Origin of the sequence: Pseudomonas sp. CNPSo 3701 (assembly GCF_028674975.1) — a bacterium.
In the GTDB taxonomy this organism is placed as follows: Bacteria; Pseudomonadota; Gammaproteobacteria; order Pseudomonadales; family Pseudomonadaceae; genus Aquipseudomonas; species Aquipseudomonas straminea.
This window is the reverse complement of the sequence record NZ_JAQZSI010000003.1, coordinates 565,150-579,704: the sequence shown is the minus strand read 5'-3', so window position 1 is coordinate 579,704 and position 14,555 is coordinate 565,150. Positions and strand designations below refer to the sequence as shown.

At 63.7% G+C, this 14,555-nt stretch carries 10 protein-coding genes; all 10 read right to left on the bottom strand.

Going from position 1 to position 14,555, the window contains the following annotated elements; all coding sequences use genetic code 11:
* Positions 1–38: 38 nt before the first annotated feature.
* A complete protein-coding gene (gene benB, locus PVA39_RS11950; protein ID WP_274124222.1) occupies positions 39–527 on the bottom strand; it encodes a benzoate 1,2-dioxygenase small subunit in 489 nt (162 codons plus the stop codon).
* Complete coding sequence (locus PVA39_RS11945; protein WP_274124221.1) at positions 524–1,900, bottom strand: Rieske 2Fe-2S domain-containing protein; 1,377 nt, start codon at positions 1,898–1,900, stop codon at positions 524–526. The genes benB and PVA39_RS11945 overlap by 4 nt, the downstream gene beginning before the upstream one ends.
* 242 nt (positions 1,901–2,142) lie before the next feature.
* Positions 2,143–3,822, bottom strand: a complete 1,680-nt coding sequence (gene rpsA / locus PVA39_RS11940; protein WP_013791124.1) for a 30S ribosomal protein S1 — start codon at positions 3,820–3,822, stop codon at positions 2,143–2,145.
* Positions 3,823–3,960: 138 nt separating this feature from the next.
* Positions 3,961–4,650, bottom strand: coding sequence for a (d)CMP kinase (gene cmk, locus PVA39_RS11935; protein ID WP_274124220.1), 690 nt, complete (start codon positions 4,648–4,650; stop codon positions 3,961–3,963).
* Positions 4,647–6,887, bottom strand: coding sequence for a bifunctional prephenate dehydrogenase/3-phosphoshikimate 1-carboxyvinyltransferase (locus tag PVA39_RS11930; RefSeq protein ID WP_274124219.1), 2,241 nt, complete (start codon positions 6,885–6,887; stop codon positions 4,647–4,649). Before PVA39_RS11930 ends, cmk begins: the two co-directional genes overlap by 4 nt.
* Positions 6,884–7,993, bottom strand: a complete 1,110-nt coding sequence (gene hisC / locus PVA39_RS11925) for a histidinol-phosphate transaminase (RefSeq protein ID WP_274124218.1) — start codon at positions 7,991–7,993, stop codon at positions 6,884–6,886. The genes PVA39_RS11930 and hisC overlap by 4 nt, the downstream gene beginning before the upstream one ends.
* An 81-nt stretch (positions 7,994–8,074) precedes the next feature.
* Positions 8,075–9,184, bottom strand: coding sequence for a prephenate dehydratase (pheA, locus tag PVA39_RS11920; RefSeq protein WP_147176031.1), 1,110 nt, complete (start codon positions 9,182–9,184; stop codon positions 8,075–8,077).
* The gene (gene serC, locus PVA39_RS11915) at positions 9,184–10,269 is read right to left on the bottom strand and encodes a 3-phosphoserine/phosphohydroxythreonine transaminase (RefSeq protein ID WP_274124217.1); all 1,086 of its coding nucleotides are present in this window, start codon (positions 10,267–10,269) and stop codon (positions 9,184–9,186) included. The genes pheA and serC overlap by 1 nt, the downstream gene beginning before the upstream one ends.
* Positions 10,270–10,354: 85 nt before the next feature.
* The gene (gene gyrA, locus PVA39_RS11910; RefSeq protein WP_274124216.1) at positions 10,355–13,159 is read right to left on the bottom strand and encodes a DNA gyrase subunit A; all 2,805 of its coding nucleotides are present in this window, start codon (positions 13,157–13,159) and stop codon (positions 10,355–10,357) included.
* 224 nt (positions 13,160–13,383) lie between these two features.
* Positions 13,384–14,454, bottom strand: coding sequence for a s-methyl-5-thioribose-1-phosphate isomerase (locus PVA39_RS11905; RefSeq protein ID WP_274124215.1), 1,071 nt, complete (start codon positions 14,452–14,454; stop codon positions 13,384–13,386).
* Positions 14,455–14,555: the final 101 nt, after the last annotated feature.

The following is a 14,555-nucleotide window of genomic DNA, read 5'->3' as shown; positions in this document are numbered from 1 at the left end:
CGGCCGCCACGCCCTGCGAGGGGCGGCCGCGCGCGGATTCAGATGTGATAGATGTCGAGCACCTGGTGCACGTAGTCGTTCTTGAGCACCACCTTCTTGGCGGTGATCAGTGGCTGATCGCCGCGCATGTCCAGGTGGTAGAACGAGGTGCCGAAGTAGACGTCGGTGCTCTTGTAGCGATGGCTCAGGGTCTGCCAGTTGAAGCGCACCTGAACCTGCCCGGCGCTCTCCTCGAGCACCTCCAGGTTGGCGATGAAATGCGCGGTGCGCGGCTCCGGGGTGCTGGCGCTGGAGCGCTCGGTCTTGATACGGAATACCCGATCCTCCAGCCCTTCGCGGTTGGGGTAATAGATCAGCGAGATTTCCCGCTGCGGGTCCTCGGTCAACCCGTCGTCATCGTCCCAGGCCGGCATCCAGAACACCGCCTTGCTCGAATAGCACTCCAGCCATTCGTCCCACTGGCGATCGTCGAGCAGGCGCGCTTCGCGGTAGATGAAATCGAGGATCAGCTGTCGATTGGCGCTCATGCGGCGTGCTCCCCATCAGTGGCGATCAACTTCGCCCGCTCGCTGTTGATGGCCTTGCCCATGGCCTGCGCCCAGTAGGCGTGCTGGCGCACGAAAAGACCCTCGTCCTCGGACTTCACGCCGCTGAGCAGGGGCTGCATGCCCATGGCCCTGGCGTTATCGTCCGGCCCTTCGATCCAGTGACTGGCGCCCCGGCTGAGGTCGTTCCACTGCGCGGCCTGGCCGGCATACCCGGTCTGACAGGCGCGAAACTCTTCCAGGTCGTCCGGCGTGCCCATGCCGGTGACGTTGAAGAAGTCCTCGTACTGGCGGATGCGCAACGCGCGGGCCTCGTCGCTCTCACCCTTGGGTGCGAAGCAGTAGATGGTCACTTCGGTCTTGTCGACGGAAATCGGCCGCACCACGCGAATCTGCGTGGAGAACTGATCCATCAGGTACACGTTGGGGTACAGGCACAGGTTGCGGGTCTGGCCGACGATGATGTCGGCACGGGTATCGCCGAACTGCGCCGCCAGTTCGTCACGGTGCTCGAACACCGGGCGCACTTCGGGGTTGATCAGCCGCGTCCACAGCAGGATGTGGCCGTAGTCGTAGGCATAGAAACCACCGACGCTCTTCGACCAGCCATTGGCATCCACGGTACGGGTGCCCTCGGCTTCGTAGTTGCGACGCTGCATGGTCGCCGAGTAGTTCCAGTGCACCGAGCTGACGTGATAGCCGTCGGCGCCATTCTCGATCTGTAGCTTCCAGTTGCCGTCGTAGAAGTACGAGGAGTTGCCGCGCAGCACTTCGATGCCTTGCGGCGCCTGATCGACGATCTGGTCGATGATCACCCGGGTCTCGCCCAGGTAGTCTTCCAGCGCCGGTACCGCCTCGCTCAGGCTGCCGAACAGAAAACCGCGATAGCCCTGGAAGCGCGCCATGCGCTTGAGGTCATGGGAGCCGTCGCAATCGAAGCTCTCGGGATAGCCACCGGTCTTGGCGTCCTTCACCTTGAGCAGCTTGCCGGCGTTGCTGAAGGTCCAGCCGTGGAATGGGCAGGTAAACGAGCCCTTGTTGCCCTGCTTGCGACGGCACAGCACCGCGCCGCGGTGCGCACAGGCGTTGATCAGGCCATGCAGCTCACCCGCCTTGTCACGGGTGATGACCACGGGCTGGCGGCCGATATGGGTGGTGAAGTAATCGTTGATCTCGGGAATCTGACTCTCGTGGGCGAGGTAAACCCAGCCGCTCTCGAAGATGTGCTTCATCTCCAGCTCGAACAGATCCGGATCGGTGAAAACGTCGCGGCGGCAGCGGAAGATGCCCTTGGCTGGATCCTCCTGAACGGAATCGGTGAGCTGCCGGGCAAGGCGATCGAGTGTGCCGGTCATGGGGTCGTACCCTCCATTGTTCTTGTATCAGGCAACGCCAAATGGCGTATCAGGTAACGCCAGATGGGGCGTATCAGGCACAGCCAGATTAAGAGCGGGTACGAAGGGGCAATAGCCGTTTACTGCAGATCGCTATCCAGATTCTGCACGGCCGGTTCTGCGGACGGATCGAGGGCTTGAGGTATTTCCTGCGGGCATGAAAAAGGGCGACCGAAGTCGCCCTTTTTGTGGATCACCCGAACTTAGTTCTGGTTTTCCATTTGCGCACGAATCAGATCACCGATGGTGGTCGGACCGGAAGTTTCAACTTCCTGCTTGCGCATTTCCTTGATGGCTTCTTTTTCGTCTTCGACGTCTTTCGACTTGACGGACAGGCTGATCACGCGGCTCTTGCGATCGACGCTGATGATCTTGGCCTCTACTTCTTCGCCTTCTTTCAGAACGTTGCGCGCGTCTTCAACGCGGTCACGGCTGATTTCGGAGGCTTTCAGAGTGGCTTCGATGCCGTCGGCCAGAGTGATGATGGCGCCCTTGGCGTCAACTTCCTTCACGGTACCGCGAACGATGGTGCCTTTGTCGTTGACAGCAACGTAGTCGGAGAACGGATCTTCTTCCAGTTGCTTGATGCCCAGGGAGATGCGCTCACGCTCCGGGTCGACCGACAGGATGACGGTTTCCAGCTCGTCGCCCTTCTTGAAGCGACGTACGGCTTCTTCGCCGACTTCGTTCCAGGAGATGTCGGACAGGTGAACCAGGCCGTCGATGCCGCCGTCCAGACCAATGAAGATACCGAAATCGGTGATCGACTTGATGGTGCCGGAGATCTTGTCACCCTTGTTGAACTGACCGGAGAAGTCTTCCCACGGGTTGGTCTTGCACTGCTTGATACCCAGGGAGATACGACGACGCTCTTCGTCGATGTCCAGAACCATGACTTCCACTTCGTCGCCAACCTGAACGACTTTCGACGGGTGGATGTTCTTGTTGGTCCAGTCCATTTCGGAAACGTGTACCAGGCCTTCCACGCCTTCTTCCAGCTCTGCGAAGCAGCCGTAGTCGGTCAGGTTGGTCACGCGCGCCATGACGCGGGTGCTTTCCGGGTAACGAGCCTTGATGGCAACCCATGGGTCTTCGCCCAGTTGCTTCAGGCCCAGGGAAACACGGTTACGCTCGCGATCGTACTTCAGAACCTTGACGTCGATCTCGTCGCCAACGTTGACGATCTCGGACGGGTGCTTGATACGCTTCCAGGCCATGTCGGTGATGTGCAGCAGGCCGTCGACGCCACCCAGATCCACGAATGCGCCGTAGTCGGTGAGGTTCTTGACGATACCCTTGACCTGTTGGCCTTCCTGCAGCGATTCCAGCAGCGCTTCGCGCTCGGCACTGTTTTCGGCTTCCAGGACGCTGCGACGGGAAACGACAACGTTGTTGCGCTTCTGGTCGAGCTTGATGACCTTGAATTCCAGCTCTTTGCCTTCCAGGTGAGTGGTATCACGCACCGGACGGACATCGACCAAGGAACCTGGCAGGAACGCACGGATGCCGTTAACGTCGACAGTGAAGCCGCCTTTAACCTTACCGTTGATAACGCCCTTGACCACTTCCTCAGCGGCGAAAGCTGCTTCCAGAACGATCCAGCACTCGGCGCGCTTGGCTTTTTCGCGGGACAGCTTGGTTTCACCGAAGCCGTCTTCGACCGCGTCCAGCGCTACGTGTACTTCGTCACCGACCTTGATGGTCAGCTCGCCTTGTTCGTTGAAGAACTGCTCCAGAGGGATGACGCCCTCGGACTTCAGGCCAGCGTGAACGGTAACCCAGTCGCCGTCGATGTCGACCACGATGCCGGTGATGATGGCACCCGGCTGCATGTCGAGGGACTTCAGGCTTTCTTCAAAAAGTTCTGCAAAGCTTTCGCTCATGTTGATTCCTGTTGGGTCGGGCGGGGATTCGCCCTGCTCCGCATTCCAGACTATGCGGGTTTATTCATGTAAAAAGAGGCCTACGGGACTGGGACTGGTCTCCCGTATGCCTCCCTTGCGAGCCGAAACTGGCTCTTTTCAACCGGCGAGGTCGCGATTGGCGACTTCGCTCAGGATTCTCTCCAGCACCTGCTCGATGGACAACTCGGTGGAATCCAGCTGAATCGCATCGGCTGCCGGCTTGAGCGGAGCCACTGCGCGCTGGGTATCACGCTCGTCGCGCGCCCGAATCTCATCGAGAAGACTCGCGAGATTAACATCATCGCCCTTGGCCTTCAACTGCAGGTAGCGTCGATTGGCCCGTTCCTCGGCGCTGGCGGTCAGGAAAACCTTGAGCGGCGCATCGCTAAACACCACCGTGCCCATGTCGCGGCCATCGGCCACCAGGCCTGGCGCCTCGCGGAACGCACGCTGGCGCTGCAGCAGGGCCTCGCGCACCGCCGGCAGTGCGGCGACCTGGGACGCCCCGGCGCCGACCTGCTCGTTGCGGATGGCATCGGTCACCTCCTCGCCTTCGAGGATGATGCGCTGCGGCTTGCCGTCACCGGCAGTGAGGAACTGCACGTCCAGATGGGCGGCCAGCAGTTTCAGCGACTCTTCGTTGGCCAGATCGACACCGTGGTTGCCGGCGCAGAACGCCAGCAGGCGGTACAGCGCACCGGAGTCCAGCAGGTTCCAGCCCAGCTGCTTGGCCAACAGGCCGGCAACGGTGCCCTTGCCCGAGCCGCTTGGCCCGTCGATGGTGATGACCGGTGCATTCAGGCTCATTGCTTGCCCTCCACGGCGACACGAATACCCACCTGCTCGGCCAGGGCCAGGAAGTTGGGGAACGAGGTGGCGACGTTGGCGCAGTCGTGGATGCGGATCGGCGCGGTGGCGCGCAGCGAGGCGACGCTGAAGGCCATGGCGATGCGGTGATCACCGTGGCTGTACACTTCACCGCCGCCGATGCTTTGACCGCCGTCGATGATGATGCCATCAGCAGTCGGCTCGACTTTCACGCCCAGGCTGGTGAGGCCGTCAGCCATGACCTGAATGCGGTCGGATTCCTTGACCCGCAGTTCTTCGGCGCCGCGCAGCACGGTACGCCCTTCGGCGCAGACCGCGGCGACGAACAGCACCGGGAATTCGTCGATGGCCAGCGGTACCAGCTCTTCGGGGATCTCGATGCCTTTAAGCTTGGCACCACGCACGCGCAGGTCGGCCACCGGCTCACCGCCGACTTCACGCTGATTTTCCAGGGTGATGTCGCCGCCCATCAGGCGCAGGATCTCGATCACACCGATACGGGTCGGGTTGATGCCGACGTGCTCGAGCAGCAGGTCGGAACCTTCGGCGATGGACGCCGCGACCAGGAAGAAGGCCGCCGAGGAAATGTCCGCCGGCACTTCGATGCGCGTGGCGGTCAGCTTGCCGCCGGCCTGCAGGGAGGCAACCGGCCCGTTGGACTGAACCGCGTAACCGAAACCGCGCAGCATGCGCTCGGTATGGTCGCGGGTCGGCGCCGGCTCGGTCACGGTGGTCACGCCTTCGGCGTACAGCCCGGCCAACAGCAGGCAGGATTTCACCTGGGCGCTGGCCATCGGCAGGGTGTAGGTCAGCGCCTTGAGCTTGCTGCCGCCGCGGATGGTCAGCGGCGGACGGCCGTCCGGACCGGTCTCGACCACGGCGCCCATTTCCCGCAGCGGGTTGGCCACACGGTTCATCGGACGCTTGGACAGCGAGGCGTCGCCCGTCATGGTCACGTCGAACGGCTGGCCAGCCAGCAGGCCGGAGAGCAGGCGCATCGAGGTTCCGGAGTTGCCGACGTAGATCGGGCCGGGTGGCGGCTTCAAGCCATGCAGGCCGACGCCATGGATGGTCACGCGGCCATGGTGCGGGCCTTCGATGACCACGCCCATGTCGCGAAAGGCCTGCAGGGTCGCCAGGGCATCTTCGCCCTCCAGGAAACCTTCGACCTCAGTAGTGCCCTCGGCCAGCGAGCCGAGCATGATCGAGCGGTGCGAGATGGACTTGTCGCCCGGTACGCGGATGCGGCCGGCGACCTTGCCGCCAGGATTTGCCAGGAAAATCAAATCGTTCGAGTGCATAGCGTCCACATAGGCCCGGCGGGCCAGTATTTTGCTGAAATGTTCGCGGGCCACGCGGGCGCGGGTGAACACGCCCAGCAGATGATGCCCGTCCCCTGCGTCGACCGCGTCGCGCAAGGCGTCGAGGTCGTCGCGAAATACATCCAAGGTGCGCAGCACGGCCTCGCGGTTGGCGAGAAAGATGTCGTGCCACATGACCGGGTCGCTGCCGGCGATTCTCGTGAAATCGCGGAAGCCGCCGGCGGCGTAGCGGAAAATCTCCAGGTTTTCGTTGCGCTTGGCCAGCGAGTCGACCAGGCCGAAGGCCAGCAGATGGGGCAAGTGGCTGGTGGCAGCGAGGACCTGGTCGTGGTGCTCGACCTGCATGTGCTCGACATCGGCACCCAGCTCGCGCCACAACTGGTCGACGCGCTGCAAGGCCAGGGCGTCGGTCTGCGCCAGCGGCGTGAGGATCACCTTGTGGCGCTTGAACAGCTCGCCATTGGCCGCCTCTACCCCGCTCTGCTCGGAGCCGGCGATCGGGTGACCCGGCACGAACCGTGCCGGCACGCCGCCGAACACCGCATCGGCAGCGCGCACCACATTGCCCTTGGCACTGCCGGCATCGGTCAGGATGGCATCGCCCAGATCCAGCTTGGCCAATTCGCCGAGTACGCGCTCCATGGCCAGGATAGGGACGGCCAGCATGATCACGTCGGCGCCCTGACAGGCGGCTGCCAGTGCCTCTTCGCAGCGGTCAACGACGCCAAGCTCGACGGCCAGGCGCCGCGACTGCGCATCCAGATCGACGCCCACCACTTCACGGCACACGCCGCGGCCGCGCAGGCCCTTGGCGAAGGAACCGCCGATCAGCCCCAGGCCGACGACGACCAGGCGCTCGACCAGCGGTTTCACAGGTGCATGGCGTTCGATCACGCGTTCAACACCTTGCGCAGCGCTTCCAGGAAGCGGGCGTTCTCGGCCGGCAGGCCAATGGACACGCGCAGGTGGTTGGGCATGCCGTAGCCAGCGACCGGACGCACGATCACGCCTTCGCGCAGCAGGCCCTGGTTGATCGCCGCGGTGTCACGGCCAAAGTCGATGGCCAGGAAGTTGGCTTTCGACGGAATCCAGCTCAGGCCCAGCTCACGGCAACCTTCCTGCAACTGCAGCATGCCGGCGGTGTTGATCTCGCGGCTGCGCGCCAGGTACTCGGTATCGTCGAACGCCGCGCAGGCCGCCGCCAGCGCGAAACTGTTGACGTTGAACGGCTGGCGGACGCGGTTCAGCACGTCGGCCACGTCCGGTCGGCTCAGGCCGTAGCCGACGCGCAGCGAGGCCAGGCCGTAGGCCTTGGAGAAGGTACGCGATACCAGCAGGTTGGGGTGATCGGCCAGGTAATCCAGGCCGTCCGGCAACTCGTCGCCATCGGCGTATTCGATGTAGGCCTCGTCCAGCACTACCAGCACGTTTTCCGGTACGGCAGCGAGGAAATCGCCCAGTGCCTGCTTGCCGAACCAGGTGCCGGTCGGGTTGTTGGGGTTGGCGATGAACACCACGCGGGTATCGGCATCGATGGCCGCCATCATGGCCGGCAGGTCATGGCCGAAGTTGACGGCCGGCACGACCTTGGCCTGGGCGCCGACGGCCTGGGTGGCGATCGGATAGACGGCAAAAGCGTGTGCACTGAACACCGCGTTCAGGCCAGGCGCCAGGTAAGCGCGGGCGACCAGTTCGAGGATGTCGTTGGAGCCGTTGCCCAGGGTGACCTGGGCAGTGGTCACGCCGCAGCGCTCGGCCAGCAGGGTCTTCAGGGCGAAGCCATTGCCGTCGGGGTAGCGGGTCAGCTCGTCCAGCTCGGCGCGGATCGCCGCCAGCGCCTTGGGGCTCGGGCCCAGGGGGTTTTCGTTGCTGGCCAGTTTGACGATGCTGGCCGGGTCCATGTTCAGCTCACGGGCCAACTCGTCGACCGGCTTGCCTGGCACGTAGGGGGACAGCTTCTGTACGCCTGGCTGGGCCAGGGCGATGAAATCACAACTCATAGTCAGGCCTCAGGCTGCAGGCCCGGGCAGCGAGCACAAGCCTGTCGCCTGTCGCCCGCAGCCCGCGGCCTGGAGCCGCAGTTAAAGTACTGCCTTGGGATAGGAACCCAGCACCTTGAGCGCCACGGCTTCCTGATTGATTTTTTCCAGCACGTCCTTGATCAGCGGATCGCGGTGGTGGCCGACGAAGTCGATGAAGAAGGCGTAGGTCCACTTGCCGCTGCGCGACGGGCGCGTTTCGATGCGGGTCAGGTCGATGCCGTTCTGGTGGAACGGCACCAGCAGCTCGTGCAGGGCACCGGGCTTGTTGCGCATCGAGACGATCACCGAGGTCTTGTCGTCGCCGGTGGGCGGCACTTCCTGGTTGCCGATGATCAGAAAGCGCGTGGAGTTGTCCGGGCGATCCTCGATCTTCTCGGCCAGGCGGGTCAGGTCGTACAGGTTGGCCGCCATGTCGCCGGCAATCGCCGCCGAGTTCCACTCGCTCTTCACCCGGCGCGCCGCGTCGGCGTTGCTGGAAACCGCCACGCGCTCGACATTCGGGTAATGGGCGTCCAGCCACTTGCGGCACTGGGCCAGGGACTGGGCGTGAGAGTAGATGCGGGTGATGCGGTCGGTCTTGGTGGCATCACCGACCAGCAGGTGATGGTGGATGCGCAGCTCCACTTCGCCGCAGATCACCAGATCGTGCTCGAGGAAACTGTCCAGGGTGTGGTTGACCGCACCCTCGGTAGAATTCTCCACCGGCACCACGCCGAAGTTGACGGCGCCGGCCACCACCTCGCGGAACACTTCGTCGATCGCCGCCATGGGCTGGCTGATCACCGCGTGACCGAAATGTTTCATCGCCGCCGCCTGGGAGAAGGTGCCTTCCGGGCCGAGGTAAGCGACCTTGAGGGGGTTCTCCAGGGCCAGGCAGGACGACATGATCTCGCGGAACAGCCGCGCCATGTCCTCATTACCCAATGGCCCGCGGTTGCGCTCCATCACTCGTTTGAGCACTTGCGCCTCACGCTCGGGGCGGTAGAACACCGGCACCTCGCCTTCGGCCAGGGTCGCCATCTTCACCCGCGCCACTTCTTCGGCGCAGCGCGCACGGTCGCTGATCAGCTCGAGGATCTTCTCGTCCAGGCTGTCGATGCGCAGGCGCAGGGCCTGCAGCGCCTGGTCGGTGTTGGCATCGTTGCTCATCAGGCGCGCTCCTTCTCGAACTCCGCCATGTAGGCGACCAGCGCCTCGACCGCATCCAGCCCCACGGCGTTATAGATGGAGGCGCGCATGCCGCCAACCGAACGGTGGCCCTTGAGGTTGAGCAGGCCGCGGGCATCGGCGCCGGCCAGAAACGGCTTGTCGAGGCGTTCATCAGCCAGGCGGAACGGCACGTTCATCCACGAGCGGGCATTCTTGGCGATCGGGTTGCTGTAAAACTCGCTGGCGTCGATGACTTTGTACAGCAGGTCCTTCTTGGCCTTGTTGCGCTGCTCCATGGCGGCAACCCCGCCCTGCTCCTTCAGCCACTCGAAGACCAGGCCGGAAAGGTACCAGCTGAAGGTCGCCGGGGTGTTATACATCGAGCCGTTATCGGCGGCGATCTTGTAATTGAGCATGGTCGGGCAACTGCTGCGCGCGCGACCGAGCAGGTCTTCGCGAATGATCGCCACCACCAGGCCGCTGGGGCCGATGTTCTTCTGGGCGCCAGCGTAGATCAGGCCGAACTTGGAGATGTCCACTTCACGGGACAGGATGTCCGAGGACATGTCGACCACCAGCGGTACGTCGCCGGTCTCGGGGATCCAGTCGAACTGCAGGCCGCCGATGGTTTCGTTGCTGGCGTAGTGCAGATAAGCGGCGTTCCTGGACAGCTGCCACTCGTTCTGCCCGGGAATGGCGAAGTAATCGTAGGGCTTGGCGCTGGCAGCGACGTTGACGTTGCCGTAGCGGCGCGCCTCTTCGATGCTCTTCTTCGACCAGATGCCGGTGTCGATGTAATCGGCGGTGCCGTCTTCGGGCAGCAGGTTGAGCGGAATCTCGGCGAACTGCTGGCTCGCCCCGCCCTGCAGGAACAGCACCTTGTAGTCGGAGGGAATGCTCAGCAGGTCGCGCAGATCCTGCTCGGCCTTTTCGGCGATGGCCACGTAGTCGTCGCTGCGGTGGCTCATTTCCATGACGGAAAGGCCCTTGCCCTGCCAGTCGAGCAACTCGGCCTGGGCACGCTGCAGAACGGCTTCGGGAAGCGCGGCCGGGCCGGCGCAGAAGTTAAAGGCTCGCTTGCTCACAATTCACTCTCGCTTGACTGTCTGCTACATCTATCTGGCGAAATGCTGCCCGCAGTGCCGTAACACTGCAGGCAGAGCGGCGCGGTTAGGCGTCGCGATCTTCCTCTGCTGGCTCATCACCTTCTGCCGCCGGCTCGTCGCCTGCAACAGCTTCATCGGCTTCGGCGACAACGACCGGATTGCCCTCTTCGTCCAGTGCTTCCTCGATGTCCTCTTCGGATGGCTCCTGCACGCGCTCCAGGCCGACCAGTTTCTCGTCATTGGCCAGCTTGATCAGGGTCACGCCCTGGGTGTTACGGCCGGAACTGGAGACTTCGTCGACACGGGTACGCACCAGGGTGCCCTGGTCGGAAATCAGCATGATCTCCTCGCCGTCCTGCACCTGGATGGCGCCGATCAGCGGGCCGTTACGCTCCTTGGTGATCATGCCGATCACGCCCTGGCCGCCGCGGCCGCGACGCGGGAACTTGGAAAGCGCGGTACGCTTGCCGAAGCCACGCTCGGAGGCGGTGAGGATCTGCGCACCGGATTCCGGGATCAGCATGGAAATCAGGCGCTGGTCCTTGCCCAGGCGCATGCCGCGGATACCACGGGCGCCACGGCCCATGACACGCACCACGCTCTCGGCGAAACGGATCACCTTGCCGGCGCTGGAGAACAACATGACTTCCTTGGCACCGTCGGTGATGGCGGCGGCGATCAGGGTGTCGCCTTCCTTCAGTTTCAGGGCGATCAGGCCGTTGGAACGCGGACGGCTGAACTGCACCAGTGGGGTCTTCTTCACGGTGCCGGAGGCGGTGGCCATGAAGATGTAGGCACCAGTCGGCTCGGCCACCAGCTCGGCGGTCTCGCCTTCGACTTCCTCGACCTCGGCGGCTTCGGCCACTTCTTCGGCTTCGACGATCTCGCCTTCAAGCACGGCGTCGTCGTCATCCACGTCGTCAGCGCCGGCCTGCTGCTGCAGGGCCTCGAGGTCGATCTGCAGCATGGTGGTGATGTATTCACCTTCTTCCAGCGGCAGCAGGTTGACCAGCGGACGACCACGGGCGGCGCGGGACGCTTCGGGAATTTCGTAGGTTTTCAGCCAGTACACCTTGCCCTTGCTGGAGAACAGCAGCAGCGTGGCGTGGCTGTTGGCGACCAGCAGGTGAGCGATGTAGTCCTCGTCCTTGATGCCGGTGGCCGACTTGCCCTTGCCGCCGCGGCGCTGGGCCTGGTAAGCGGCCAATGGCTGGGTCTTGGCATAACCGCCGTAGGAGATGGTCACCACCCGCTCTTCTTGCGGGATCATGTCACCCAGGGTCAGGTCCAGACGCGAATCGAGGATCTCGGTACGGCGCTTGTCACCGAACTCGGCCTTGACCGCTTCCAGCTCCTCGCGAATCACTTCCATCAGGCGCTCGGCGCTGGTCAGGATGCGGATCAGCTCGCCGATCTGGTTGAGGATCTCCTGGTACTCGGCCAGCAGCTTCTCGTGCTCCAGACCGGTCAGGCGGTGCAGGCGCAAATCGAGGATCGCCTGGGCCTGTTCCGGCGACAGGTAATACTTGCCATCACGCAGGCCGTATTGCGCATCGAGGCCTTCCGGGCGGCAGGAATCGGCACCAGCGCGCTCGACCATGGCCTCCACGGCGGTGGATTCCCAGGCGGTGGAGATCAGCGCTTCCTTGGCTTCGGACGGCGTCGGCGAGGCCTTGATCAGGGCGATGACCGGGTCGATGTTGGACAGCGCGACCGCCTGACCTTCGAGGATGTGGCCACGCTCACGGGCCTTGCGCAGCTCGAACACGGTGCGGCGGGTGACCACTTCACGACGGTGCAGGATGAAGGCATCGAGCATGTCCTTGAGGTTGAGGATCTTCGGCTGGCCGTCGATCAGCGCCACCACGTTGATGCCGAACACGCTCTGCATCTGGGTCTGGGCGTACAGGTTGTTGAGGATCACCTCGGGCACTTCGCCGCGGCGCAGCTCGATGACCACGCGCATGCCATCCTTGTCGGACTCGTCGCGCAATTCGGTGATGCCTTCGAGCTTCTTCTCCTTGACCAGCTCGGCGATTTTCTCGATCAGGCGGGCCTTGTTGAGCTGGTACGGCAGCTCGGTGACGACGATCTGCTGGCGACCGCCGACCTTGTCGATGTCCTCGACTTCGGCGCGGGCGCGGATGTAAATGCGGCCACGGCCAGTACGGTAGGCCTCGATGATGCCGGCGCGACCGTTGATGATGCCGGCGGTCGGGAAGTCCGGCCCGGGGATGTACTGCATCAGCTCATCGACGGTCAGTTCCGGGTTGTCGATCAGCGCCAGGCAGCCGTCGATCACTTCGCCCAGGTTGTGCGGCGGGATGTTGGTGGCCATGCCCACGGCGATACCGCTGGAACCGTTGACCAGCAGGTTGGGGATCTTGGTCGGCATGACCGCCGGGATCTGCTCGGTGCCGTCGTAGTTGGGCACCCAGTCGACGGTTTCCTTGTGCAGGTCGGCCAACAGCTCGTGAGCCAGCTTGGTCATGCGCACTTCGGTGTATCGCATGGCCGCGGCGTTGTCGCCGTCCACCGAACCGAAGTTGCCCTGGCCGTCGACCAGCAGGTAGCGCAGCGAGAATGGCTGCGCCATCCGTACGATGGTGTCGTAAACGGCGGTATCACCATGCGGGTGATATTTACCGATCACGTCACCGACCACACGCGCGGATTTCTTGTAGGGCTTGTTCCAGTCGTTGCCCAGCTCGCTCATGGCGAACAGCACCCGGCGATGCACGGGCTTCAGGCCGTCGCGCGCATCCGGTAAGGCACGCCCGACGATCACGCTCATCGCGTAGTCGAGGTACGACTGTTTCAGTTCATCTTCGATGTTGACCGGGAGGATTTCTTTGGCCAGTTCGCCCATGAGTAGCCTGATTCCTTTTTTCTGATGAAACTCCGCCCGGCTCATCTGGAGCCTGACGAAGCGCGTCGCGATGGCATCAGGCCAGCGACGACTCACGACAAATCAATACGTTATGCCATGCATTCGAGCAGTGACGGCAGCCGCAGGCGGTGCCCCTGAAAACTGCCGGAGCTTACCACAAAGCGCGCCCTGCACCTATCCCCGCAGCTTATGTAGCCAGGCGCTCAATGCAGCCGCTTGCGACACATCAGCTGGCTGAGCTTGGCGGCATCCGGACGCTCGATCACCCCACGTTCGGTGACCAGGAAATCCACCAGATCGGCGGGCGTCACGTCATAGCGCGGTGTCACCTGGTCGACGCCCTTGATGCGCTCGCGAGGCGAATAGGCCAGCGGGCCGTGACCTAGATCGTGAAAACCCTCCTCGCCGCTGTCCTGCTGCAGGTCGATGACCGCACTCGGCGCCACCACCATCAGCCGCACGCCATGGTGCATGGCCGCCACGGCCAGCTGATAGGTGCCGATCACACCCAGCACATCACCGTTGGCGGCAATCCGCTCGGCACCGACGATGGCCCAGGTGACGCCGCGCTCCCTCATGACATGGGCGAGCGCCGCATCCGCGCTCAACGCCACGGCGATACCTTCCTGATGCAGCTCCCAGGCAGCCAGGCGCGCGCCTTGCAGAAACGGTCGGCTTTCACCCAGGTAGCAACGCTCCAGCAACCCTTCGAGCTGCGCCGCGCGCACCACGCCAAGGGCGGTACCGATGCCGCCACCGGCCAGCGCGCCGGCACTGCCGATGCTCAAGAGGTTCTGCAGGTTGCCCTGGAAGCCGCGGATCAGCTCCACGCCCAGCTGGGCCATGGCCAGATTGGCTTCGCGGTCACGCTGGTGGGCGCCGCCGGCTTCATCCTCCAGCACGGCCAGGGGCTGCGCGCCGGGCTTGAGGATCGCCAGGCGCTGCTGCATACGTGCCAACAGGCGTTTGCCTTCTTCAGACGGCAGGCCGGCCACGCACAAGGCGTCGATATCGACCTGCAGCCCGGCGCGCCAGTCGGCGCCCTCGTCCGCACGCTGGCGGGCGCCCAGCACCAGCCCATAACCACTGCAGATCATTTGCGCGGTAACGCCCTGCAGCGCACCCTCGGCCAGCATGGCGACCACCGCCGACACCGAGTGACAGGCCTGCCAGACCTGCTCGCCGGGCAGGCGGCGCTGATCGAGCACGTGCAGCGCACCCTCGCGCCAGACGAACCCCACGACCTGCTCGGCAGCCAGCAAACGCTCGCGCATCACCTACTCCATCCTAGAAAGCCGGCCAGTATACGCCCGCCAGGCAACCGACCGCACGCCGCGCACCTTCAAGACCGCGGCATTCCGCTATAGACTCAGCG